The 22,444-nt window shown below is 69.9% G+C and carries 24 protein-coding genes; 17 read left to right on the top strand and 7 right to left on the bottom strand.

Annotated features, from left to right (window positions below):
* Positions 1-54 precede the first annotated feature (54 nt).
* The 6 genes from ABZ896_RS05900 to ABZ896_RS05875 all read left to right on the top strand — a co-directional run bounded on the left by ABZ896_RS05900 (position 55) and on the right by ABZ896_RS05875 (position 7,436).
* The gene (locus tag ABZ896_RS05900) at positions 55-1,851 is read left to right on the top strand and encodes an ABC transporter substrate-binding protein (RefSeq protein WP_360922552.1); all 1,797 of its coding nucleotides are present in this window, start codon (positions 55-57) and stop codon (positions 1,849-1,851) included.
* Between the two features lie 109 nt (positions 1,852-1,960).
* Positions 1,961-2,959, top strand: coding sequence for an ABC transporter permease (locus ABZ896_RS05895; RefSeq protein WP_360922581.1), 999 nt, complete (start codon positions 1,961-1,963; stop codon positions 2,957-2,959).
* The gene (locus ABZ896_RS05890) at positions 2,956-4,053 is read left to right on the top strand and encodes an ABC transporter ATP-binding protein (RefSeq protein ID WP_360922549.1); all 1,098 of its coding nucleotides are present in this window, start codon (positions 2,956-2,958) and stop codon (positions 4,051-4,053) included. Before ABZ896_RS05895 ends, ABZ896_RS05890 begins: the two co-directional genes overlap by 4 nt.
* Positions 4,050-5,267 (top strand): dipeptide ABC transporter ATP-binding protein, encoded by a 1,218-nt coding sequence (locus ABZ896_RS05885; RefSeq protein ID WP_360922546.1) that lies wholly within the window; start codon positions 4,050-4,052, stop codon positions 5,265-5,267. Before ABZ896_RS05890 ends, ABZ896_RS05885 begins: the two co-directional genes overlap by 4 nt.
* A 97-nt stretch (positions 5,268-5,364) precedes the next feature.
* Entirely contained in the window at positions 5,365-6,756 is a 1,392-nt protein-coding gene (locus ABZ896_RS05880; RefSeq protein ID WP_360922543.1) for a M1 family metallopeptidase, read from the top strand.
* 23 nt (positions 6,757-6,779) lie between these two features.
* Positions 6,780-7,436, top strand: coding sequence for a trimeric intracellular cation channel family protein (locus tag ABZ896_RS05875; RefSeq protein ID WP_360922541.1), 657 nt, complete (start codon positions 6,780-6,782; stop codon positions 7,434-7,436).
* On the opposite strand, the gene ABZ896_RS05870 is transcribed toward ABZ896_RS05875, so the two are convergent.
* Positions 7,345-8,565 (bottom strand): alpha/beta hydrolase-fold protein, encoded by a 1,221-nt coding sequence (locus ABZ896_RS05870; RefSeq protein WP_360922538.1) that lies wholly within the window; start codon positions 8,563-8,565, stop codon positions 7,345-7,347. The genes ABZ896_RS05875 and ABZ896_RS05870 overlap by 92 nt on opposite strands.
* Before the next feature lie 135 nt (positions 8,566-8,700).
* Between ABZ896_RS05870 and ABZ896_RS05865 the strand changes: the two genes are divergently transcribed.
* Positions 8,701-9,555, top strand: a complete 855-nt coding sequence (locus ABZ896_RS05865) for a thioesterase family protein (protein WP_360922535.1) — start codon at positions 8,701-8,703, stop codon at positions 9,553-9,555.
* Positions 9,556-9,740: 185 nt separating this feature from the next.
* The gene (locus tag ABZ896_RS05860) at positions 9,741-10,145 is read left to right on the top strand and encodes a hypothetical protein (RefSeq protein WP_360922532.1); all 405 of its coding nucleotides are present in this window, start codon (positions 9,741-9,743) and stop codon (positions 10,143-10,145) included.
* Between the two features lie 232 nt (positions 10,146-10,377).
* Here the strand turns inward: ABZ896_RS05860 and ABZ896_RS05855 are convergent, their stop codons facing one another.
* Both ABZ896_RS05855 and ABZ896_RS05850 read right to left on the bottom strand, forming a co-directional pair.
* Positions 10,378-10,899, bottom strand: coding sequence for an RICIN domain-containing protein (locus ABZ896_RS05855; RefSeq protein WP_360922529.1), 522 nt, complete (start codon positions 10,897-10,899; stop codon positions 10,378-10,380).
* 124 nt (positions 10,900-11,023) lie between these two features.
* On the bottom strand, positions 11,024-11,650 hold the full coding sequence (locus ABZ896_RS05850) for a TetR family transcriptional regulator (RefSeq protein ID WP_360922526.1): 627 nt from the start codon (positions 11,648-11,650) through the stop codon (positions 11,024-11,026).
* Between the two features lie 144 nt (positions 11,651-11,794).
* On the opposite strand from ABZ896_RS05850, the gene ABZ896_RS05845 reads away from it, so the two are divergent.
* The 4 genes from ABZ896_RS05845 to ABZ896_RS05830 all read left to right on the top strand — a co-directional run bounded on the left by ABZ896_RS05845 (position 11,795) and on the right by ABZ896_RS05830 (position 14,728).
* On the top strand, positions 11,795-11,959 hold the full coding sequence (locus ABZ896_RS05845) for a hypothetical protein (protein WP_360922523.1): 165 nt from the start codon (positions 11,795-11,797) through the stop codon (positions 11,957-11,959).
* A gap of 35 nt (positions 11,960-11,994) precedes the next feature.
* Positions 11,995-12,261 carry a DUF4190 domain-containing protein gene (locus ABZ896_RS05840; protein WP_360922520.1) on the top strand — a complete coding sequence of 89 codons (267 nt, stop codon included), beginning with the start codon at positions 11,995-11,997 and terminating at the stop codon, positions 12,259-12,261.
* 66 nt (positions 12,262-12,327) lie between these two features.
* Positions 12,328-13,497: a cysteine desulfurase family protein gene (locus ABZ896_RS05835; protein WP_360922517.1), complete on the top strand. Its 1,170-nt coding sequence runs from the start codon at positions 12,328-12,330 to the stop codon at positions 13,495-13,497.
* A 109-nt stretch (positions 13,498-13,606) separates the two neighbouring features.
* Positions 13,607-14,728, top strand: coding sequence for a VCBS repeat-containing protein (locus tag ABZ896_RS05830; protein ID WP_360922514.1), 1,122 nt, complete (start codon positions 13,607-13,609; stop codon positions 14,726-14,728).
* A gap of 73 nt (positions 14,729-14,801) precedes the next feature.
* Here the strand turns inward: ABZ896_RS05830 and ABZ896_RS05825 are convergent, their stop codons facing one another.
* Together ABZ896_RS05825 and ABZ896_RS05820 are read right to left on the bottom strand one after the other, a co-directional pair.
* Positions 14,802-16,403, bottom strand: coding sequence for a multicopper oxidase domain-containing protein (locus tag ABZ896_RS05825; RefSeq protein ID WP_360922511.1), 1,602 nt, complete (start codon positions 16,401-16,403; stop codon positions 14,802-14,804).
* Between the two features lie 213 nt (positions 16,404-16,616).
* Entirely contained in the window at positions 16,617-17,294 is a 678-nt protein-coding gene (locus tag ABZ896_RS05820) for an N-acetylmuramoyl-L-alanine amidase (RefSeq protein ID WP_360922508.1), read from the bottom strand.
* A 60-nt stretch (positions 17,295-17,354) separates the two neighbouring features.
* On the opposite strand from ABZ896_RS05820, the gene mnmA reads away from it, so the two are divergent.
* Positions 17,355-18,479 (top strand): tRNA 2-thiouridine(34) synthase MnmA, encoded by a 1,125-nt coding sequence (gene mnmA, locus ABZ896_RS05815; RefSeq protein ID WP_360922506.1) that lies wholly within the window; start codon positions 17,355-17,357, stop codon positions 18,477-18,479.
* Positions 18,480-18,559: 80 nt separating this feature from the next.
* On the opposite strand, the gene ABZ896_RS05810 is transcribed toward mnmA, so the two are convergent.
* Positions 18,560-19,342, bottom strand: a complete 783-nt coding sequence (locus ABZ896_RS05810; protein WP_360922503.1) for an alpha/beta hydrolase — start codon at positions 19,340-19,342, stop codon at positions 18,560-18,562.
* 29 nt (positions 19,343-19,371) lie between these two features.
* On the bottom strand, positions 19,372-19,698 hold the full coding sequence (locus ABZ896_RS05805) for a DUF427 domain-containing protein (protein ID WP_360922500.1): 327 nt from the start codon (positions 19,696-19,698) through the stop codon (positions 19,372-19,374).
* A gap of 50 nt (positions 19,699-19,748) precedes the next feature.
* Here ABZ896_RS05805 and ABZ896_RS05800 point away from each other — a divergent pair, with 50 nt between their 5' ends.
* The 4 genes from ABZ896_RS05800 to ABZ896_RS05785 are packed head-to-tail and all read left to right on the top strand — an operon-like array spanning position 19,749 to position 22,431.
* A complete protein-coding gene (locus ABZ896_RS05800) occupies positions 19,749-20,288 on the top strand; it encodes a TIGR00730 family Rossman fold protein (RefSeq protein WP_360922498.1) in 540 nt (179 codons plus the stop codon).
* A 7-nt stretch (positions 20,289-20,295) separates the two neighbouring features.
* Positions 20,296-20,994: an SDR family oxidoreductase gene (locus tag ABZ896_RS05795; protein WP_360922495.1), complete on the top strand. Its 699-nt coding sequence runs from the start codon at positions 20,296-20,298 to the stop codon at positions 20,992-20,994.
* A 4-nt stretch (positions 20,995-20,998) separates the two neighbouring features.
* A complete protein-coding gene (locus ABZ896_RS05790) occupies positions 20,999-21,385 on the top strand; it encodes a hypothetical protein (RefSeq protein ID WP_360922492.1) in 387 nt (128 codons plus the stop codon).
* A 38-nt stretch (positions 21,386-21,423) separates the two neighbouring features.
* Positions 21,424-22,431: a methionine synthase gene (locus ABZ896_RS05785; RefSeq protein WP_360922489.1), complete on the top strand. Its 1,008-nt coding sequence runs from the start codon at positions 21,424-21,426 to the stop codon at positions 22,429-22,431.
* Positions 22,432-22,444: the final 13 nt, after the last annotated feature.

Here is a 22,444-nt window from a genome sequence, read left to right as displayed (position 1 = left end):
TGTCCCGTGGCACCCATCACGGGGTCTCTCATCAAATCCGGAGGATCCGAGATCGTGACTACCCAACGCACCTCAGGGCGGCGTAAGCAGGCCTTGGCCGCTGTCGCCGCGGTCGCTGCGCTGCTGACCACGGCGGCGTGCGGCGGCGGTGGCTCTGACGACGACGGTGGTTCGAAGACCGGCGCGCCCGGCTACGACGCCGCCAACAACAAGGTCGCCCAGGCCTCTCTGGCCAAGAAGGGCGGCACGCTGAAGTTCGGCGGCGCCCAGGACGCCGACTCGTGGGACACCACGCGTGGCTACTACGGCTTCATGTGGAACTTCGCGCGCTACTACAGCCGTCAGCTGGTCACGGGCAAGACCGAGCCGGGCAAGGCGGGCGCCGAGCTGACGCCGGACCTCGCCACCGGTCTCGCCAAGGTCACGGACGACGGCAAGACCTACACGTACACCCTGCGTGACGGCGTCACCTGGGAGGACGGCAAGCCGATCACCTCCAAGGACGTCAAGTACGGCATCGAGCGCGTGTGGGCGCAGGACGTGCTGTCCGGCGGCCCGGTGTACCTGAAGGACATCCTCGACCCCAAGGGCGAGTACAAGGGTCCCTACAAGGACACCTCCGCGGACAAGCTCGGTCTGAAGGCGATCGACACGCCGGACGACAAGACGATCGTCTTCCACCTGCCGCAGGCCAACTCCGACTTCGAAGAGGTACTCGGCCTGGTCTCGGCGTCCCCGGTCCGCCAGGACAAGGACACCAAGTCCAAGTACGGTCTGCACCCGTTCTCCTCCGGCCCGTACAAGTTCGAGTCGTACAGCCCGGGCAAGGACCTGACGCTGACGCGCAACACGAACTGGAAGCAGTCCTCGGACCCGATCCGCAAGGCGTACCCGGACAAGATCACCGTCCAGTTCTTCTCGGACGCCAACCAGCTCGACCAGCGTCTGCTCAACGGTGACCTGGACCTGGACATCAACCAGACCGGCATGTCGCCGCAGGGCCGCACCACCGCCCTCAAGCAGCACAAGGCCAACCTGGACAACCCGGTCTCCGGCTACATCCGCTACGCGGTCTTCCCGCAGAGCGTCAAGCCGTTCGACAACGAGCACTGCCGCAAGGCCGTGATCTACGGTGCCGACCACGTCTCGCTGCAGACCGCCCGCGGTGGCCCGATCGCCGGTGGTGACATCGGCACCAACATGCTGCCCCCGTCGGTCCCGGGCTCCGAGGGCCAGAGCTACGACCCGTACGGCATCTCCGGTGCCAACAAGAGCGGCAACGCCGCCAAGGCCAAGGAGGAGCTGAAGGCCTGCGGCAAGCCGAACGGCTTCAGCACCACCATCGCGGTCCGCAACAACAAGCCGGTCGAGGTGGCCACGGCCACGTCCCTGCAGGCGTCGCTGAAGAAGGTCGGCATCAACGCCCAGATCGACCAGTACGACGGCTCGCAGACCACCGGCATCATCGGCAGCCCCTCGAACGTCCAGAAGAAGGGCTACGGCATCATCATCATGGGCTGGGGTCCGGACTTCCCGACCGTCCAGGGCTTCGGTCTGCCGCTGTGGGACAGCAAGTACATCCTGGAGAGCGGTAACTCCAACTACGCGCTCATCAAGGACAAGACGATCGACGGCCTGTTCGACCAGTACGTCACCACGCTGGACGACGCCGGCAAGACCAAGATCGCCACGGAGATCAACCACAAGGTGATGGAGGGCGGCTACTACCTACCCTTCGTCTTCGAGAAGTTCATCAACTGGCGCTCCAGCAACCTCGCGAACGTCTACACCACCAACAACTACAGCGGTATGTACGACTTCGTGAACCTCGGTCTGAAGAACCCGAAGTAACCGGCACACCCGCCATACGGCACGAAAGGCAGGTGAAGGCCGGCGCAGCGTGACCGCGGGCCACCGGACGATCTCCGGTGGCCCGCGCTCCCGCGGCGGGCCGAGAGCTGTGCTCGCTTACCTCATCAGGCGGTTGTTCGCCGCCGTAGTGATGCTCGTGGTCATCGTCACGGTGGTCTACTGCATCTTCTTCCTCGTCCCCAAGTGGGCGGGCGTCGACATCGCGTCGAGCTTCGTGGGCAAGCAGGCCGACCCCGCGGCCGTCGAGGGCGTGCGGCAGAAGCTGGGCCTCGGCGACCCCATCTACACCCAGGTCTGGCATTTCTTCAAGGGCCTCTTCGTAGGCCGCACGTACGTGGGCGGCGGCGACGTCACCCACTGCTCCGCGCCCTGCTTCGGCTACTCGTTCCGCAGCGAGCAGGCCGTCTGGCCGGTGCTGACCGACCGCTTCCCGGTGACCCTGGGCCTCGCGCTCGGTGCCGCCGTGCTGTGGCTGCTCATCGGTGTCTCGGCGGGCGTGCTCTCCGCGCTCAAACGGGGCAGCGTCTGGGACCGCAGCGTGATGGTCGTCGCGCTCTCGGGTGTCTCCCTCCCGATCTACTTCACCGCCCTGATCTCCCTGTCGATCTTCGTCTTCGGACTGCACTGGTTCGACGGGCAGTACACGCCCCTGGCGGACAGCTTCACCGGCTGGTTCGGCGGCATGATCCTGCCCTGGATCACGCTGGCCTTCCTCTACGCGGCGATGTACGCCCGTATCACCAGAGCGACCATGCTGGAGATCCTGGGCGAGGACTACATCCGCACCGCCCGCGCCAAGGGCCTCAAGGAGCGGATCGTCATCGGCAAGCACGCCATGCGCTCGACGATGACGCCCATCCTGACCATGCTCGGCATGGACCTCGGCGCCCTCATCGGCGGCGCGATCCTGACCGAGACGGCGTTCAGCCTGCCCGGCCTCGGTCAGGCCGTACTGAACGCCATCAAGAACCAGGATCTGCCCATCATCCTGGGTGTCACCCTGATCACCTCTGTCGCGGTGCTCATCGCCAACCTCGTGGTGGACATCCTGTACGCCGTGATCGACCCCCGAGTGAGGCTCGCATGACCGAACTCAGCAAGAGCGGAGCGGCCGTGGGCGAGCCCACCAGCGCTTCGCCCGCGCCGACCTCCTTCCTGGAAGTACGCGACCTCAAGGTCCACTTCCCGACCGACGACGGCCTGGTCAAGTCCGTCGACGGGCTCTCCTTCAAGCTGGAGAAGGGCAAGACCCTCGGCATCGTGGGCGAGTCGGGCTCCGGCAAGTCGGTGACCTCGCTGGGCATCATGGGCCTGCACACCGCCGGCCAGTACGGCAAGCGCAAGGCGCAGATCTCCGGCGAGATCTGGCTGGACGGCACCGAGCTGCTCTCCGCCGACCCCGACGACGTGCGCAAGCTGCGCGGTCGCGAGATGTCGATGATCTTCCAGGACCCGCTGTCCGCGCTGCACCCGTACTACACGATCGGGCAGCAGATCGTGGAGGCGTACCGCATCCACCACGACGTGGACAAGAAGACCGCGAAGAAGCGCGCGATCGAGATGCTCGACCGCGTCGGCATCCCGCAGCCGGACAAGCGGGTGGACTCCCACCCGCACGAGTTCTCCGGCGGGATGCGCCAGCGCGCGATGATCGCGATGGCGCTGGTCAACAACCCCGAGCTGCTCATCGCGGACGAGCCGACGACCGCCCTGGACGTCACCGTCCAGGCGCAGATCCTCGACCTGCTCCGGGATCTGCAGAAGGAGTTCGGCTCGGCGATCATCGTCATCACCCACGACCTGGGCGTCGTCGCCGAACTCGCCGACGACATCCTGGTGATGTACGGCGGCCGCTGTGTGGAGCGCGGCCCGGCCGAGAAGGTGTTCTACGAGCCGCGGCACCCCTACACCTGGGGTCTGCTCGGTTCGATGCCCCGCCTCGACCGCGAGCAGCAGGAGCGTCTGATCCCGGTGAAGGGCTCCCCGCCCTCCCTGATCAACGTGCCGTCCGGCTGCGCCTTCAACCCGCGGTGCCCGTACGCCGACATCCCGAAGGACAACGTGACCCGCACGGTCCGCCCCGAGCTGACCGAGGTCGGCAGCCAGCACTGGGCCGCCTGCCACATGAGTACGGAGCAGCGGGAGCGTATCTGGACCGAAGAGATTGCGCCGAAGCTGTGAGTGACGAGAAAGCGGGGACCAAACCCGCGCAGAGCGAGAGCCACGCCGCCGACGGCGAGGTGCTGCTGAAGGTCACGGGCCTGCAGAAGCACTTCCCGATCAAGAAGGGGCTGCTCCAGCGGCAGGTCGGCGCGGTGCACGCCGTCGACGGCCTCGACTTCGAGGTGCGCTCCGGCGAGACGCTGGGTGTGGTGGGCGAGTCGGGCTGCGGCAAGTCCACGATGGGCCGGCTGATCACCCGGCTGCTGGAGCCGACCGGCGGCACGGTCGAGTTCGAGGGCAAGGACATCACGCACCTCGGTGTCAGCGGCATGCGCCCGATGCGCCGTGACGTGCAGATGATCTTCCAGGACCCGTACTCCTCGCTGAACCCGCGCCACACCATCGGCACGATCATCGGGGCCCCCTTCAAGCTGCAGGGCGTCGAGCCCGAGGGCGGCATCAAGAAGGAGGTCCAGCGGCTGCTGTCGGTCGTGGGTCTCAACCCCGAGCACTACAACCGCTATCCGCACGAGTTCTCCGGCGGTCAGCGCCAGCGCATCGGCATCGCCCGCGCGCTCGCGCTCAAGCCGAAGCTCGTGGTCGCGGACGAGCCGGTCTCCGCGCTGGACGTGTCGATCCAGGCGCAGGTGGTGAACCTGCTGGACGATCTCCAGCAGGAGCTCGGCCTGACGTACGTGATCATCGCGCACGACCTGTCCGTCGTACGGCACGTCTCGGACCGCATCGCGGTGATGTACCTCGGCAAGATCGTCGAGCTGGCCGACCGCGAGTCGCTGTACCGGGCGCCGATGCACCCGTACACCAAGGCGCTCATGTCGGCGGTGCCGATCCCGGACCCGCGGCGCAGGAACGCCAAGAGCGAGCGGATCCTGCTCAAGGGCGACGTGCCCTCGCCGATCTCCCCGCCGACCGGCTGCCGGTTCCACACCCGGTGCTGGAAGGCGACGGAGATCTGCAAGACCACCGAGCCGAAGCTCACCGAGCTGAAGCCGGGCCAGCAGGTCGCCTGCCACCACCCCGAGAACTTCGAGGACCAGGCCCCGCAGGACACCGTCCTGCTGACGGCGGCCAAGGAGGCGGCCGAGCTGGTCGCGGACGAGGTGCTGGCGGAGTCGGCGGAGACGTCGGCGGCGGTGGCGGCGGAGGTCGAGGCGTCGGAGACCGAGGCGACCGAAGCGGAATCCACCGGTCAGGAGTCAACCGACAAGTAACGCATGACAAGTTGGCAAAGTCATGCACATGCTCGAACGGGAGAGTGAAGAGTCGTCCGTGTCCGACTTATCGGCACACGCTCGAAAGGGACGACACATGAGACTCTCCCGTTCAGCACGCTTAGGGGCCACCGTCACCGCGGTGGCCTCTTTCTGTGTCATCGCCGCCGCCCCGGCCCCGGAACCCGGCGCCCCCGGCATCGGTGACAGCTACTTCCCGCTCCTCGGCAACGGCGGCTACGACGCCCGCCACTACACGCTCGACGTGGCGTACAACCCCGACACCGACCGCCTGGACGGCCGTACGGCACTCACCGCCCGCGCCACCCGGAACCTCTCCGCGTTCGACCTGGATCTCCAGCAGTTGGAGGTCACCAAGGTCGAAGTCGACGGCAGGCGGGCGCAGTTCGCGCGGGACGGCGACGAGATCCGGATCACCCCGCGCCAATACCTGCGCAAGGGCCACGACTTCACCGTGGAAGTCACCTACGGCGGGGTGCCCGAGCCGCTCAGCGGTCCGATCGTCTTCGGCTCCGACTACGGCTGGATGAAGACCGCCGACGGGGTCTTCGTCGCCTGCGAGCCCAACGCCGCCTCCACCTGGTTCCCCTCCAGCGACCACCCCTCCGACAAGGCCACCTACGACATCCGGATCAGGACGCCGAAGGGCCTGACCGCGGTCTCCAACGGCCGGCTCGTGTCGACGTACGACAAGGGCGGCTCGACGTACACCCACTGGCGCGAGAAGAAGCCGATGGCGACCTACCTGGCGACCGCCACCATCGGGAAGTTCGACGTGCGGACCGGGACGACACCCGGCGGCACCCCGATCTACGTGGCCATCGACCCGGTCCTCAGCAACAGCAACAACGTCGACGTGTACGGCGTCACCGCCGCCGCCACCGACTACTGGTCGCAGGTCTTCGGGCCGTACCCCTTCGAGGAGACCGGCGCGATCGTCGACGACATGCCGCAGGCCGGGTTCTCGCTGGAGGTGCAGACCAAGCCGGTGTACTCGGCGGTGCGCAGCGAGACGACGATCGTGCACGAGCTGGCCCACCAGTGGTTCGGCGACAGCGTCTCCGTCGCGCACTGGAAGGACATCTGGCTCAACGAGGGCTTCGCCACCTACGCCCAGTGGCTGTGGGCGGAGCACCAGGGCACCCGCAGCGCGCACGACTCGTTCCTGGCCGCGTACAACGCCCGCCCGGCGGACAACCCCTTCTGGCAGATCACCGTCGCCGACCCGCAGCGCGACACGATGTTCGCCTCCGCGGGCTACCAGCGCGGTGCGATGACCCTCCAGGCGCTGCGCGAGCGCATCGGCGACACCGCGTTCTTCACGCTGCTGCCGACCTGGACGAAGCTGCACCGCTACGGCAACGCGGACACCGCCCAGTTCATCGCGCTCGCCGAGAAGGTCTCCGGCCAGAACCTGGACGACCTCTTCCAGAAGTGGATCTACACGACCGGCAAACCGGCCCTGTAGGAACCCGCGCGCGACAATGCGGTGTGCTTCAGCAACTGTTCAGCCCCTCCGTCCAGCACACGCTCGACCTCGTCGGCATCTTCGTGTTCGCCATCTCCGGCGCGCTGCTGGCCGTCCGCAAGAACTTCGACGTCTTCGGGATGGCCGTCCTCGCCGAGGCCACCGCGCTGGGCGGAGGGCTGTTGCGCGACCTCGTCATCGGGGCCGTCCCGCCCGCCGCCTTCACGGATCTCGGGTACTTCACCACCCCGCTGCTCGCCGCCCTCCTGGTCTTCTTCCTGCACCCGCAGGTCGAGCGGATCCAGGTCGCGGTGAACGTCTTCGACGCGGCCGGCCTCGGCCTGTTCTGCGTCGCCGGCACGACGAAGGCGTACGACTACGGGCTCGGCCTGACCCAGTCCGCCGCCCTCGGCCTCATGACCGCCGTGGGCGGCGGGGTGCTCCGGGACGTCCTCGCCAACGAGGTGCCCTCGCTGCTGCGCTGGGACCGCGACCTGTACGCGGTCCCGGCGATCGTCGGCGCCGTCCTCGTCGTGCTCTGCATCCGCTACGACGCCCTCACCCCGCTCACCAGCACGCTCGCGGCGATCACGGCCTTCGTACTGAGGCTGCTCGCGATGAGGTTCCACTGGCGAGCGCCGCGGGCGTGGAACCGTCGCTCGACCGTTCGTGACGAGTAGTGCCCGCCCGGCCGTGCAGCAGCCCCATCTCCTCGGTCAGCCAGCGGAACGCGGGCACCACCTGGGGCCGCCACAGCGCCATGTTGTGGCCGCCCGCGCTCTTCGGGATGTAGACGACGTGCACGGTCGTCGGCGCCTTCGCGACCTGTTCGAGGCCCACGCCGGCCTCGTAGCCGTCGCCGGGCTGGCCGGACTCGTAGAGCGCGATCGCGGGCGGGGTGCGGGCGTCGCGCAGCAGGACGTAGGGGTTGTTGGCGTGGCGCAGGGCCTGGGTCTCGGCGGCCAGCGAGTTGCGTTCGCCGATGGGGTCGTTGTAGCCGGACATGCTGACCGCGGCCCGGTAGCGGTCGGGGTGCGCGACGGCGAGCTTGGTCGCGCAGTGCCCGCCCGCCGAGTACCCGGCCACCGCCCAGCCCTGGGGGGCGGGCACGGTACGGAAGTTGTCGTTGACCATCTTCGGCACGTCGACGCTGAGCCAGGTGTCGGCGTTGACCGTGCCGGTGATGTTGGCGCAGCCGGTGTCCACCCCGGCAAGGAGGTTCATCCGCGGGGCGACCAGGATGAACGGCGCCACCTTGCCGGTGCGCATCAGCGGCTCCAGCTGGCGGACCGCGTGCAGGGAACCGAACCAGGCCTTCGCCGAGCCTGGATAGCCCGACAGCAGCTCCACCACGGGGAACTTGTGGTGCCGGTAGGCGGGCCTGCCGTACTGCGGCGGCAGCCAGACGTAGACCTCGGCGTCCACGCCCGAGACCCGGCCCTTGAGCTGGGTGACCCGCACGCCCTTCATGCCGGGCCCCGAGGCGTTCGTGAAGTGCTGCTCGACCTTGGGCAGCCGTTTCAGGGAGATGCCGCCGGTGCCGTCGGCGCCGAGGTTCGCGGCCTGCTGGACGTGGTCGCCGGTGCCGAGCAGGTCGGCCCAGTTGTCGTAGAGGTTGTTCTGGTTGTTGACGAGCACGAAGACGAGCGCGACCGCCGTGCCCTGGGCGAAGAGCACCATCAGCATCCGGGCCAGGGCGCGCAGGCCCCGTGGCCCCTTGACGCGCGACCACAGGACGAAGGGGAGCGCGACGGCGACGACGGACAGCACGATCAGCGTGTAGAGGAACGCGGTCCCGGTGAGGCTCATGTCCCTACAGAGGGCGCGGTGGGGCCGGGGGTTTACGGACGAGTACGGCACTTACCGCAAAATTGCCCGGGTCTCACCTGAGGGCGACCTTTGGAAAAGCTACCGCTTAGTAGCAACTTGTTGTACCGTTCAGCCATGCCAGAAGCAGCCTCCGCCACGCGCGCGACCATCGGCGACAGCGAGTTCGACCGGGACACCGCGGTCACCCGCCGCGCCCCCGGCGTCTACGACATCGACCTCTCCGCCGGCTGGACGATCATCAGCGCCGTCAACGGCGGCTACCTGCTGGCCGTCCTCGGCCGCGCCCTCGCGGACGCCCTGCCGCACGCCGACCCGTTCACGATCTCCGCGCACTACCTCACCGCGTCCCGGCCGGGCCCGGCGGTGGTCCGCACGGACGTGGTCCGCACCGGCCGCACCCTGTCCACCGGCCAGGCCTCGCTCTTCCAGTACGACGAGCAGGGCGCCGAGGTCGAGCGCATCCGCGTCCTCGCCTCCTACGGCGACCTCGACGCGCTCCCGGACGACGTCCGTACGACGGCGAAGCCGCCGGCGTTCCCGCCGATGGACCAGTGCTTCGGCCCCGAGGACGGTCCTGCTCCCGTGGACGGCAGTTCGGCCATCGCCGAGCGGCTGATGCTCAAGCTGGACCCCTCAACTCTGGGCTGGGCCCTCGGCGCGCCCTCCGGCAAGGGGGAGATGCGCTCCTGGTTCGGCCTGGCGGACGGCCGGGACATGGATCCCCTCTCGCTGCTTCTCGCGGTGGACGCGCTGCCGCCGACCGCCTTCGAGATCGGCATCTCCGGGTGGGTGCCGACCGTGGAACTGACCGTCCACGTACGCTGCCGCCCCGCCCCGGGCCCGCTGCGCGTCTCGATCACCACCCGCAATCTCGCCGGCGGCTTCCTGGAGGAGGACGCGGAGGTCTGGGACAGCGCGGACCGACTGGTCGCGCAGTCACGCCAGTTGGCAAGGGTCAGGCTCGGCTGAGTGTCACGGGCTTGTACCAGCGAGTAGGAGGTGCTTCGGGGAGAAATGCCAGGTCAGACGGCTGGCTTTAGGCGCCCTTTGCCTGGCGCACAGCTACCGGACAGTGCGGTCCCAAGGAACGCCCAAGGGCCGTTGGTTGAGTTCAAGGCCTCAGGACTTCCTCATCCTCCCTGGAGCTGTCTCTCATGAAGCGTGTGCGTCTCCTTCCCGCCGTGGCCCTGTTGGCGCTCTCGCCCCTCGCCCTGGCGGCCTGCGGCTCGAGCGACTCCTCGTCCTCCTCGAACACCGGCACCTCCGGTCAGCAGTCCTGTCAGCAGCCGAGCGGCAACGCGTCCGGGATGCCCTCCGGCGCCCCCTCGGGCGCCCCCACCGGCAACGCCACGGCCGTGCCCTCCGGGGCTCCCACGGGCAACGCCTCCGGGATGCCGAGCGGTGCCCCCGGTGGCGGTCAGGGCGGTGGTCAGGGCGGCCCCGGCGGCGGTGGCCAGGGCGGCGGCTGCGGCGGCCCCGGCGGCGGCATGGGCGGAGGCGGCGCGGCCCCCAGCGGCGCCCCGAGCGGCGCCCCGACGGCAGCGGCGACCAAGAGCTGACCTCACCGCCGTACGACAGGGGCGGCACTCCCGGCGAACGGGGGTGCCGCCCCTCGGTGTCGAGGCCCTAGGGTCCTTCTGATGGATCTCCGCGGCGTCGCGACGCCCGGCACGCCCTCTCGCCGCACCGCGCGAAAGCCCACGTAGCCCCGCTACGAGGGCTTCCACGCGGCACGCCGAGAGCACGCACCGAACGCCGCTCCTTCCCCCACGGAGATCCATCAGAAGGACCCTAGCCCAGGTGCCACTTCTGGTAGTCGCCGCCGTTGCAGCCGAGAAGGTAGGCGTCCCCGGCCGCGTTGCTGTCGACGCAGTCGGCACTGTCTCTCTCGTCCTTGATCTGGACCTCGTCCCAGTTCGACCCGACGGCCTTCCACCGGGTCCAGTGGTCCGTTATCGCGTCGCCCGTGGCGCACGTCCAGGTGGTGGGCAGGTCCGTGGTGTAGCCGCTCCAGGACAGGCAGTACCCGGTCGCCTTGTTCTGGAACCTGACGATGTCGTAGTCGGTGTGGGTGACCCAGATGACGGTCCAGGTCTGGTGGTCGTTCCCGGACTGGCAGGGCAGCGTGTAGACCAGCGAGCCCCGGCTGTCCAGGCAGCGCCCGGTCGCCTTGTCGCGCAGGAGATTGGTGCCGATGGCCACCTCGGCCGACGCGGTGGGCGCGTTGACGGCCATGAGTCCCGTCGACACGGCCAGCGTGACCGCCCCCGCCCACCAACGGCGTTTCCGCACGTATCTGTTCGTACCGGCCATGCTCAAGTGCCCTCCGTTGCCGCTGACTTCGCGTTCCGCCAGCTCAACGGGACGGCCCACCCGGGCGGTTCAACCGACAGACACGACCCGCCTCTCGCAGCCGGCCGGATCCGCCGGACGGGCCCTAGTCGAGCCAGTGCCGGCGGCCGATGCTGATCAGGCGCATCTGGCGTTCCGCCACCTGGCAGACGCGGTCGCGCTCCTCCGCGGAGGACTCCTGTGCCTCCAGGAACAGGGAGGCGGTGATCAGCATCTGGTCGACGTAGAGATTGGCCAGCATCAGCAGGTCGTCGTCGCTCCAGCCCGCGGAGACCGGGTCCTTGGCCAGCTCCTCGCGCACCTCCTCGCCGAACCGGGCGAGTTGGTCGCGGATCGCCTCGCGCACCGGCTGGACCCCGCCGTGCCGTTCCCGGGCGATGAACCTCACGTGTGCGGGGTACCCGTCCACATGGTCGGCGATCAACTCGATGGCGCGCCTGATGCGTTGGTCGTGGTCGTCGGCGCCGGACACCGTCGTCCGGATCATCGGGTGCAGGCTGCCCAGGGCCTCCTCGACCAGGGCCACGCCCAGATCCGCCGTGGAGCGGAAGTGGCGGTAGAAGGCGGTCGGGGCGACACCGACGGCCCGGGTGACCTCGCGCAGGCCCAGGCTGCTGAGACTCTGCTCCTCCAGCAGTCCGAGCGCCGCGTCCAGGAGCGCCTGCCGGGTCTTCTGCTTCTGGGCCTGTCGGATGCCGAGGGTGTGACTCATGTCATCCAGTTAACAACTGTTCTCCGTAATTGGAAAGCCGTAGGCGCGCTAGACTCTTTAGTCAGTGAACAACTGTTACTACAACTGTTCACCGAAACGTAACGAGCGTGACCCCGCAGTCACTTCGGAGGGGGATCCGATCCCATGCTGTTCCTCGTCGCCGCACTCATGCTGCTCGGCGTAGTCCTGGGCACCGTCGCCCACGCGCCGTTCACCTTCACCGCCGTCACCGCCGCCGTCATCGCGGTCTGGCTCGGCGTCTTCGCGCTCCGCGAGCGCCACGCCCGCCGCCGCAGCTCGGCCCACTGAACCCCGCCGCACCGTCCCCTGGAGCACTGATCACCATGCAACTCACCGCGCAGGCCAGTCCCCACACCGGAGCTCGTGACGCCGACGGCATGGCCGTGGCGTCCTTCGTCCTCGGACTCGTCGGCCTTCTCGTCCTCAACGTCTTCCTCGGCCCGATCGCCATCGCCCTGGCCGGAGTCTCCCTGTGGCGCGGCACCAAGCGCCGCGGCCGCGCCTACCTGGGTCTCGGCCTGGGCATCGCCGACCTCCTGGTCCTGGTGGCGTTCATGCAGATCGACAGCACCGTGTCCTGGAGCTTCTGAGCCGGTCGCCACCGGCCGGTCCTGGCCCGAAGGAGTGCCGGACCGACCCGTAGAATCGGCGTCACCATGGCATACCTCGACCACGCCGCGACCACCCCGATGCTCCCGGAGGCGGTCGAGGCACTCGCCGCGCACCTCGCCGTCACCGGCAACGCCTCCTCCCTGCACGCCGCGGGCCGCCGGGCCCGCCGCACGGTCGAGGAGTCGCGCGAGACCCTCGCGGAAGCGCTCGGCGCCCGCCCCAGCGAGGTCGTGTTCACCTCCGGCGGGACGGAGGCGGACAACCTCGCCGTGAAGGGCCTGTACTGGTCCCGCCGCGACGCCGACCCCGCCCGCACCCGCGTCCTGGCCAGCCCGGTCGAGCACCACGCCGTCCTCGACGCCGTCCACTGGCTCGCCGAGCACGAGGGCGCCACCGTCGAGTACCTCCCGGTCGACGGATACGGCCGCGTCCACCCCGACGCCCTGCGCGAGGCCCTCGCCTCGAACTCCGACGACGTCGCTCTGGCCACTGTCATGTGGGCCAACAACGAGATCGGCACGGTCATGCCGGTCCGCGAACTCGCCGACGTCGCCGCGGAGGTCGGCGTCCCCCTGCACGCCGACGCGGTGCAGGCCTTCGGTCAGGTGCCCGTCGACTTCGCCGCCTCCGGGCTCGCCGCGATGACGGTCTCCGGGCACAAGGTCGGCGGCCCGTACGGCATCGGCGCCCTGTTGCTGGGCCGTGAGTACACCCCCGTCCCCGTGCTGCACGGCGGCGGCCAGGAGCGCCATGTCCGCTCCGGCACCCTCGACGTCCCCGCGATCGCCTCCTTCTCGGTCGCGGGCCGACTCGCCGCCGAGCAGCGCGAGTGGTTCGCGAACGAGATCGGCGCCCTGCGCGACAGCCTGGTCGAGGCGGTCCGCAAGGCCGTCCCGGACGCGATCCTCGGCGGCGACCCCGCCCCGGGCGGCCGCCTTCCGGCCAACGCCCACTTCACCTTCCCCGGCTGCGAGGGCGACTCCCTGCTGCTCCTCCTGGACGCCCAGGGCATCGAGTGCTCCACCGGTTCCGCCTGCACCGCGGGCGTCGCCCAGCCCAGCCACGTCCTGCTGGCCACCGGCACCGACCCGGACCTGGCCCGCGGCACCCTGCGCTTCTCCCTCGGCCACACCTCCACGGAGGCGGATGTCGAGGCGCTCGCGACGGCCATCGGTCCGGTGGTGGAGCGGGCGCGGGCGGCGGGACTGACGTAAGACGTCTGCCGTACGGCAACTGTCGACACTCTGCGCCTGTCTATGGTGGAGCTGTCAATATGGCGCCGAGGTGTCGACAGTAGATGGGGCGCCGGGCTACTTTCCTGCGATGCAGATGCCTCGGATCGTCCTGGCCGGCTGTGCCGTTCTCGCCGTGCTCGGCCCCCTGACCGCCGTACCGGCCGCCGCCGCGAGCACCTCCTGCGTCCCGGCGTACACCCGACTCGGCACCTCGGGAACGGCCTCCACCAACACCCGGCACGTCGTCACCGCGGATCTGAATGGCGACGGGGCACAGGACGTCGTAGCCGCGAATCTCGAAGCCGACTCGGTGACCGTGCTGCTCGGCAACGGTGACGGGAGTTTCGCGGACGGGGTCTCGTACACGGTCGGGACGCGGCCGTACCAGAGCGTGGTCGCCGACTTCGACGGCGACGGCAGCCTCGACCTCGCGACCGCGGACTTCGGCGGCGCCCAGGTCAGCGTGGTGCTCAACGAGGGGGACGGGACCTTCGCCGCCGCCTCCGCGATCACCGTGGGCGCCTCGCCCCGCGCCCTCGCGACCGGCGACCTCGACGGCGACGGTACGGCCGACCTGGTCGTCGCCGAACAGGGGCCGAGCACGGTCCGCGTGCTGCTCGGCAACGGCGACGGCACCTTCGAGGACCGGGGCCAGACCGCCACGGGCAGTCAGCCGCACGGCGTCGTCGTGGGCGACTTCGACGGCGACGGTACGGCGGACGTGGCGACCGCGAGCGTGGGCAGCGCGGGGATCAGCGTCCTGCTCGGGGACGGCGACGGCGCCCTCGGCGACTCCACCGAGTACGCCGCCACCGCCCGCCTCTACTCCCTGGCCGAGGGGGACTTCGACGGGAACGGCACCCTCGACCTGGCGGCGGTGAGCAACGGATCCAACGCCCTGGACGTGCTCCTGGGCGCGGGTGACGGGACCTTCGGTACGGCGACCACGTACGCGACCTCCGCACTGCCGGTCGCCGTGGGCGCCGCCGACCTCGACGGCGACGGGAGCACCGACCTGATGGTCTCCTCTCTGCGGGGCAACTCCGTGACGCTCTTCCGGGGCGGTGCCCAACTCACCGCACTCGCCGAGCTGTCGGCGACCGGCGCCTACGACGCGGCGGCGGCCGACCTCGACGGCGACGGGGTACGCGACCTCGCGGTGGCGAACAGCACCCAGGGGCGGGTGGACGTCTTCAAGGGCGCCTGTTAGCCCCCTCCCAGCAGGCTGCCGCCGGCACTTCCACTGCCGGCGGCAGCCGTCCCAGGGGGGCGGCGGACGGGCCCTAGCTCTCCGTCACCATGAGGGACGCCATCATTCCCTCGTCCTCGTGCTGCAGCAGATGGCAGTGGAGCATGTACATGTACGTGTCGTCGGCGAAGTCGGTGAACTCCATGGCGATCACGATGGTGCCGCCGCCGACCACCTCGTAGGTGTCCCGCCAGCCGAGGTCGACCCCGGTGGGGGCCTCCCCGTTGATGGAGATCAACTGGTAGGGCACGTCGTGCAGATGGAACGAGTGCTCCAGCTGGCTGGCGTTGGTGATCGTCCAGATCTCCTTGGCGCCCAGCGTGGTGCTGATCATCGCCATGCTCGCCATGGTGGTACCGGCCGAGCCGTTGATCTTCATGGTCGCGCCCGTGTTGCTGAGCGTGATGGTGCGCGCCGTGAAGTCGCTGGTGTCGTACCGGTCGATGGTGTTGAGCGTGCTCGGCAGGTCGTCCGGGGTGTCGGTGCCGCCCGCGCTCACGGTGAGGAAGTCGAAGGTGCCGGAGCCGCCGCGGATCCAGCCGGTCGTGATGACCACCTGGAGGGTGACGTCCGCGGTGACGTCCATGACGAACTCGGCGCGGGACCCGGCCACCAGACGGATGCTGGTGACCTCGGCCGCCTCCGTCAGATAGCCCTGCTCGGTGGCGATCTGGGTCAGGGTGCCGCCGTCGCTGCGCTGGATGGTGATGATGTCGGCGGGGGAGGCGTTGAGCGCCCGGAAGCGGTTGCGGGTCTTGGTGGCGGAGAAGCCGAGCGTGGTGTCGTCGACGTTCGTGCCGTTGACCAGGACCGGGAAGCTGAGGCCGCTGGTGAGGTAGCCGCTCTGGTCGTACTTGATGTCACCGGCGCTGTCGACGGCCAGGCACTGGAAGATCAGCGGGATGTCGTCGACGCCGTAGTCGCTGGGCAGCGCGGCCGAGGTGTCCGAGTCGTCCTCCACGATGATCATCCCGGCCAGGCCGTGGACAGCCTGCTTCGCCGTGGTGCCCAGCGCGTGCGGGTGGTACCAGAGGGTCTTGGCCTCGTCCATCACCTCGAAGGTGGGCTCCCAGGTCGCCCCGGCCGCGAAGGCGTTCTGCGGGCCGCCGTCCATCTTCGGCGGGACGTGCGCGCCGTGGAAGTGGACCGTGGTCTCCTCGGTGAGGTTGTTGGTGATGTTCAGCGCGACGGTGTCGCCCTTGGTCCACTTCATGGTCGGGCCGAGGAACGACTGGTTGTAGCCGGACGTGGTGCTGGAGACCCCGCTGAGCACGTTGGTGGTGCCGGTCTGCGTGGCCAGCGTGAAGTTGGTCGTGCCGTCGGAGGTGGTGCCCTCCAGCAGGTCGGGGATGACCAGAGTGCCGTCCGCCGTGGTGGCCGCGGCCGCCTTGTTGCGGGTGCCCTCGGTCAGCAGGGAGAAGGTCGCCCCGGCCGCGCCGACCGCGGCGAGCCCCACCCCGGCCATCCCGCCGAGGAACTTCCGCCGGTGCAGGCCCTTGCCGTGCCGGCCCTTCTTGGTGTGCGCGGCTTTGGTGTGTCCGGCCTTGGTGTGTTCGGCCTTGGTGTGCTCGGCGTCGACCCCCCGGCCGTCTTCTCTGGTGTGCGTGCCCTCGTCGGGCTCGGTGGTGTGTGTCATGGCCGTGGAGCTTCGGGCCGGGGACTGTGGGAAGTGTGAGGGCAAGTTGGGAGCGAGCCAGCAATCCTGTGGACTGTGAGCGAGCGCTTGCTGTCGTCAACTCACTTGAAGAAAAACCAACTTGGCACGTCGCAGGTCAGGTTCGGCGTGCGGGACACATCGGACGGCTGGTCCTCATCGATTGTTCACGATACTGAGGACATGTGACCTGTATCACGTGGAAGTCCGGGTCGCTGCCGTGTACGCGGCCTTCACCAGCCGCATGTACCGGGTCCAGTCCCAGTGCTTGCCCGGGTCGGTGTGGTCCGTACCCGGCACCTCGACATGGCCGATCACATGCTCGCGGTCGACGGGTATGTCGTAGCGCGCGCAGATCCCGGCCGTCAGCTTCGCCGAGGCCTCGTACATCGCGTCCGTGAAACCCTCGGGCCGGTCGACGAAGCCCTCGTGCTCGATGCCCACACTGCGTTCGTTGTACGCCCGGTTGCCCGCGTGGTACGCCACGTCCAGCTCGCGGATCATCTGCGTGACGTGGCCGTCCTTGCGGACGACGTAGTGCGCCGCCGCGCCGTGCCCCGGGTCCTGGAAGACCTTCACCGCGCTCGCGAAACTGCCCTGGGTGACATGGATGATCACCATGTCTATGCCGTAGTCGTCGGGCCGGTCCGCGCGCCGCCAGTTCGCGTCCGAGGCCGCCACCCACTGCGCGCCCCGGAAGTCCACCGCGCCCTCCACACGCGGCTTGTCCACGCCGGGCGCCCGCCACCACAGCCGCGCCAGCTCGTCACGGGCCAGCACGGCCGCGCCCGTCGCCGCGACGGCCGTGCCGATGAGCAGGGCCCGCCGCCCGATGCGCCGGTCCGTGTCCTCGCCCGCTTTTCTCGCCCGCATGTGATCGTCAACGGATATGCGTGGGCTCCGGTTCCCGCGGCCCCTTACCCTGGACGGGTTATGACTCACACCCCGCAGCGCCCCCTCCGTGTCCTCGCCGCCATGTCCGGCGGGGTGGACTCCGCCGTCGCCGCCGCACGCGCCGCCGAGGCCGGCCATGACGTGACCGGTGTCCATCTCGCCCTCTCGGCGAACCCCCAGTCCTTCCGCACGGGCGCGCGCGGGTGTTGCACCATCGAGGACTCCCGGGACGCCCGCCGCGCGGCCGACGTCATCGGCATCCCGTTCTACGTCTGGGACCTCGCCGACCGCTTCCGCGAGGACGTCGTCGAGGACTTCGTCGCCGAGTACGAGGCCGGCCGCACCCCCAACCCGTGCCTGCGCTGCAACGAGAAGATCAAGTTCGCCGCCCTGCTCGACAAGGCGCTCGCCCTCGGCTTCGACGCGGTGTGCACCGGCCACTACGCGAAGGTCCTGGTGCGGGCCGACGGCACCCGTGAGCTGCACCGCGCCTCCGACATGGCCAAGGACCAGTCGTACGTCCTCGGCGTGCTCGACGACAGGCAGCTCGCGCACGCGCTGTTCCCGCTCGGCGACACCGTCACCACCAAGGACGAGATCCGCGCCGAGGCCGAGCGGCGGGGCCTCGCGGTCGCCAAGAAGCCCGACTCCCACGACATCTGCTTCATCGCCGACGGCGACACCCAGGGCTTCCTCGCCTCACGCCTGGGCCGGGCGGAGGGCGACATCGTCGACGAGTCCGGCGCCAAGGTCGGCACCCACGAGGGCGCGTACGGCTTCACCATCGGCCAGCGCAAGGGGCTGCGCATCGGCACCCCGGCCCCCGACGGCAAGCCGCGCTACGTCCTGGACATCTCGCCGGTGGACAACACGGTGACGGTCGGCCCGGCCGCGGCTCTGGACGTGAGCGCGTTGAGCGCGATCAAGCCGCGCTGGTGCGGGGTGGCCCCCGAGGGCCCCGGCACCTACACCGCCCAGCTACGCGCCCACGGCGGCGAGACCGAGGTGACGGCGGAACTGGTGGACGGCTCCCTCGACGTGCGCTTCACGGAGCCGGTCCGAGGCGTTGCCCCCGGCCAGGCGATCGTGCTGTACGACGGCACGCGCGTGGTGGGCTCGGCGACGATCGCGACGACCACGCGCGCGACGGTGGGCGTGGCCTGAAGCTGAACGCCCGTACGCGCGCGTGCCTTTGACGGCTGACGGCTCTTTGAGGCACGCGCGCGACCGGCGTTCCGGATGGTTCACTCCCCGAAGAACTCCGTCAGGACGGGTGCCAGGGCGTCCGGGTCCACCATGTGGGTCTGGCCTTCCAGGACGCGGTACGAGCCCTTCGGGGCCGCCTCGGCGACCGCCCTGGTGCCCTCGCGCAGCCACTCCGGGCTCGCCCCGCCCGCGACCGCCAGCACCGGCACGGTGATCGACGTGAGCCGGTCCCTGGGGACCAGGCCACCCGCCATGACCGCGTTGTCGTAGGCGAGTGTCGGGGCGACCGCCTCCATGCCGGACCACATGGGGGAGGAGCGGGCGCCCCGGATCATCTCCTCGCCCATGCCGGTGAGCCGCAGGAACAGCTCGACCGCGTCCCCGCGCCGGCCCTCGGCGAGCGCGGCTTCGAGATGCTCCGTGTACTGGGCGTTCTGTCGCGCGCCGCCCTCCAGGAAGTCGGCGAACGGTGTCTCGTAGACGGCGATCCGCCGGACCGGCAGTCCGCTCGCCGCGGCCTCCAGGACCAGCGCTCCGCCCGAGGAGACGCCCCACAGACAGGCGTCGCCCCCGGCCGCCTCGACGAGCGCCGCCAGGTCCTCGACCTCCCGGGCCACGGCGTAGGGCGCGGTGTCACCGCTCCCACCGCGGCCCCGGCGGTCGTACACGAAGACGGTGAAGTGCTCCGACAGCGGGCCGGCCAGGGGCGCGACCGTGCCGCCCGTGGACATCGCGCCGCTGACGAGGATCACGGCGGGGCCCCGGCCGGTGCTCTGGTGGGCGAGGGGGGTGCCGTCGCGGGAAAGGGTCTTCTTGTCCATACCTGTGGAGACTCCCACGGGACACGGAACTAATCGATGATCTCCACCTCGTAGAAACAGAGGTGGCCCTTGATCTCGGCGACCGCCGGCTTGGGCTCGGGATAGGACCACACCAGGTCGGGCGCGTCCGGGAGCGACCAATAGGACGCGGTGCCCTTGAAGGGACAGTAGGTGTGGGTCTCGGAAGGGGTCAGGAGGTCGATACGTACGTCCTCGGCGGGGAGGTAGTAGCGCACCGGCGAGCCCGTCTCCCTGAGGACCAGCGGCCGTTCGCTCTCCGCCAGGACCTGGTCGCCCCGCACCACGCGCACGTGCCGGTCGCTCTTCTCGATGGTGATCGTGTGTCCGTCTGCCATACCGGAAAAGCGCTCGCGGGCCCCCGGTTCTTCCCGGCTACGGTGGCCTCATGCGAATCTGTGTCTTCCTTTCCGCCGCCGACCTCGACGACCGTTACACGCGCCCCGCGCGCGAGTTCGCGAAGCTGCTGGGCAAGGGCGGGCACACGCTTGTGTGGGGCGGCTCGGACGTCGGCCTCATGAAGGTGGTCGCGGACGGGGTGCAGGAGGCGGGCGGGCGGCTCGTCGGGGTCTCCGTGCGGTTCCTGGCGTCCAAGGTCCGGCCCGGCGTCGACGAGATGGTGATCGCCGCCGACCTCGCCGAACGCAAGAAGCTGCTCCTGGAGAAGGCCGACGCCGTGGTCGTCATGGTGGGCGGCACGGGCACCCTCGACGAGGCCACCGAGATCCTCGAACTGAAGAAGCACGGCCACACCGACAAGCCGGTCGTGCTGCTGAACACCGCGGGCTTCTACGACGGCCTCAAGGAGCAGTTCCGGCGGATGGAGGACGAGGGGTTCCTGCCGCTGCCCCTGACCGACCTGGTGTTCTTCGCCGAGGAGCCGGTGGGGGCGCTGGCCTACCTGGAGGAGAGCAGGGGCGTCGCCTGATGCGACGATGACGACCATGGCTACTCATGTGATCACCGGGGCGGGCTCCGGCATCGGCGCGGCCGTCGCCCGCCGTCTGCACGCGCGCGGGGACGACCTCGTGCTGCACGCGCGCGACGCGGGCCGCGCGAAGGAACTGGCGGCGGACTTCCCCGGGGCGCGGACGCTGGTCGGTGACCTGGCGGACCCCGACAAGCTGTCGTGGGCCTTCTCGCACCAGTCGCTGCCGGACCGGGTGGACTCCCTGCTGCACATCGCGGGCGTCGTCGACCTCGGCCCGGTCGGCGACCTCACCCCGAAGACCTGGCGCCACCAGCTGAACGTCAACCTGATCTCGCCGGCCGAGCTGACCCGCCACTTCCTGCCGCAGCTCCGGGCCGCCCGTGGCCATGTCGTCTTCGTCAACTCGGGCGCGGGCCTGAACGCCCACGCCGACTGGTCCGCCTACGCCGCCTCCAAGCACGGCCTGAAGGCTCTCGCCGACTCCCTGCGCCACGAGGAGCACGGCAACGGCGTCCGCGTCACCTCGGTCTACCCCGGCCGCACGGCGAGCCCCATGCAGGCCAAGGTCCACCAGCAGGAGGGCAAGGAGTACGACGCCTCCCGCTGGATCGACCCCGAGTCGGTCGCCACGACGATCCTGACAGCGCTCGACCTGCCGGGGGACGCGGAGATCAACGACCTGACGGTCCGTCCGGGACGGTGAGTCGATGACGGGCGGGCGCGGGAGCGGCGCGGAGATCCGGGCCTGGCTGGACGATGTCTGGGACCGCACCGAGGCCGCGGTCGTCCTGCGGGGTGGCGACGACGGCGGACCGCTCGCCCGTCGCGAGATCCTCGCCGAGTTCTACGACGACGAGGCCCTCGCGGAGCTGCGTCGCCTGACCACGACCGGCGTCTTCCAGGACGACATCTGCCGCTGCCACGGAAGTGTGACGGTCGTCCTGCTGGACGCCGCCGGGGAGTTCATCGGCAGCGGCAGTCACCACGGCGGGACCGACGTCTCCTGGGAACGCGCGCGGTTCCGCAACAACCTCGAAGTCGCCGACCCGCAAGGGCTGCTCGACTTCCTGGGCCGGCACGGGGTGTACGGCTGAGGGGGCTCGGCCCTCCGAGCGTTACGTAGGCTTCCCGGGTGAGTGAGAGCAAGCAGTTCACCTTCAGCCCCGCCACCGGCATCGGCTCGCTTCCCGGCGGCGATGCCCGGGAGGCCGCCAAGACCGCCACCGGCTCCTTCGAGGACTTCCCGTTCCTGCCCGAGCTGCCCGCCCGCGGCCCCGGCGCGGACATGATCGGCCGGACCGCCGGGATGCTCGTCGAGATGTACGCGCGCGTGGAGCCGAGCGGCTGGCGGATCGGGGACCGGCCGGGCCGGGACACCAAGCGGGCGCGGTCGTGGCTGGGGGAGGACCTCGACGCGCTGGAGGAGTTCACCCAGGGGTACGAGGGGCAGCTGAAGGTCCAGGCCGTGGGGCCCTGGACGCTCGCCGCCGCCCTGGAGTTGCGCAACGGCGAGGTCGCCCTCTCCGACCCCGGCGCGTGCAGGGACCTCGCCGCCTCGCTCGCCGAGGGGCTGCGGCTGCATCTGGAGGAGGTCCGCAGGAGGGTCCCCGGCGCACAGCTCGTGCTCCAGCTCGACGAGCCCTCCCTCATCGCCGTCCTGCGCGGGCAGGTGAAGTCCGCCAGCGGCTACCGCACCCACCGCGCCGTCGACCGGCAGGTCGTGGAGGCCACGCTCCGGGACGTCGTCGGGGTTCACGGCGACGGCCCGGTCGTGGTCCACTCGTGCGCACCGGACGTGCCGTTCGCCCTGCTGCGCCGGGCGGGCGCGGCCGCGGTCTCCTTCGACTTCACGCTCCTCACCGAGCGTGACGACGACGTGATCGGCGAGGCGGTGGAAGGGGGGACGCGGCTCTTCGCCGGTGTCGTGCCGGGCACGGACACCGCATTGTCAGACCCTGCCGGTAGCGTCAGGGGTGTCAGGACGTTGTGGCGCAGGCTGGGGCTGCATCCGGGGCTTCTCGCGGACGCGGTCACCCTCACCCCGTCGTGCGGACTCGCGGGCGCTTCCCCGGAGTACGCGCGCCGGGCCCTCGCCCACTGCGCCCGGGCGGCGAGATCCCTCGCGGACAACCCAGAGTAACGGGAGGACAACA

The sequence above is a fragment of the Streptomyces sp. NPDC047072 genome (genome assembly GCF_040643855.1).
Lineage (GTDB): Bacteria > Actinomycetota > Actinomycetes > Streptomycetales > Streptomycetaceae > Streptomyces.
The sequence above is the reverse complement of the archived record's forward strand: the minus strand, read 5'-3'. Positions and strand labels throughout refer to the sequence as shown.

Bases quoted from the DNA above. Each gene is read 5' to 3' on its own strand.
- ABZ896_RS05890 (WP_360922549.1), top strand. From the start codon at position 2,956: ATGACCGAACTCAGCAAGAGCGGAGCGGCCGTGGGCGAGCCCACCAGC.
- ABZ896_RS05880 (WP_360922543.1), top strand. From the start codon at position 5,365: ATGAGACTCTCCCGTTCAGCACGCTTAGGGGCCACCGTCACCGCGGTG.
- ABZ896_RS05870 (WP_360922538.1), bottom strand. From the start codon at position 8,565: ATGAGCCTCACCGGGACCGCGTTCCTCTACACGCTGATCGTGCTGTCC.
- ABZ896_RS05865 (WP_360922535.1), top strand. From the start codon at position 8,701: ATGCCAGAAGCAGCCTCCGCCACGCGCGCGACCATCGGCGACAGCGAG.
- ABZ896_RS05860 (WP_360922532.1), top strand. From the start codon at position 9,741: ATGAAGCGTGTGCGTCTCCTTCCCGCCGTGGCCCTGTTGGCGCTCTCG.
- ABZ896_RS05855 (WP_360922529.1), bottom strand. From the start codon at position 10,899: ATGGCCGGTACGAACAGATACGTGCGGAAACGCCGTTGGTGGGCGGGG.
- ABZ896_RS05850 (WP_360922526.1), bottom strand. From the start codon at position 11,650: ATGAGTCACACCCTCGGCATCCGACAGGCCCAGAAGCAGAAGACCCGG.
- ABZ896_RS05845 (WP_360922523.1), top strand. From the start codon at position 11,795: ATGCTGTTCCTCGTCGCCGCACTCATGCTGCTCGGCGTAGTCCTGGGC.
- ABZ896_RS05840 (WP_360922520.1), top strand. From the start codon at position 11,995: ATGCAACTCACCGCGCAGGCCAGTCCCCACACCGGAGCTCGTGACGCC.
- ABZ896_RS05835 (WP_360922517.1), top strand. From the start codon at position 12,328: ATGGCATACCTCGACCACGCCGCGACCACCCCGATGCTCCCGGAGGCG.
- ABZ896_RS05830 (WP_360922514.1), top strand. From the start codon at position 13,607: ATGCAGATGCCTCGGATCGTCCTGGCCGGCTGTGCCGTTCTCGCCGTG.
- ABZ896_RS05825 (WP_360922511.1), bottom strand. From the start codon at position 16,403: ATGACACACACCACCGAGCCCGACGAGGGCACGCACACCAGAGAAGAC.
- ABZ896_RS05820 (WP_360922508.1), bottom strand. From the start codon at position 17,294: ATGCGGGCGAGAAAAGCGGGCGAGGACACGGACCGGCGCATCGGGCGG.
- mnmA (WP_360922506.1), top strand. From the start codon at position 17,355: ATGACTCACACCCCGCAGCGCCCCCTCCGTGTCCTCGCCGCCATGTCC.
- ABZ896_RS05810 (WP_360922503.1), bottom strand. From the start codon at position 19,342: ATGGACAAGAAGACCCTTTCCCGCGACGGCACCCCCCTCGCCCACCAG.
- ABZ896_RS05805 (WP_360922500.1), bottom strand. From the start codon at position 19,698: ATGGCAGACGGACACACGATCACCATCGAGAAGAGCGACCGGCACGTG.
- ABZ896_RS05800 (WP_360922498.1), top strand. From the start codon at position 19,749: ATGCGAATCTGTGTCTTCCTTTCCGCCGCCGACCTCGACGACCGTTAC.
- ABZ896_RS05795 (WP_360922495.1), top strand. From the start codon at position 20,296: ATGACGACCATGGCTACTCATGTGATCACCGGGGCGGGCTCCGGCATC.
- ABZ896_RS05790 (WP_360922492.1), top strand. From the start codon at position 20,999: ATGACGGGCGGGCGCGGGAGCGGCGCGGAGATCCGGGCCTGGCTGGAC.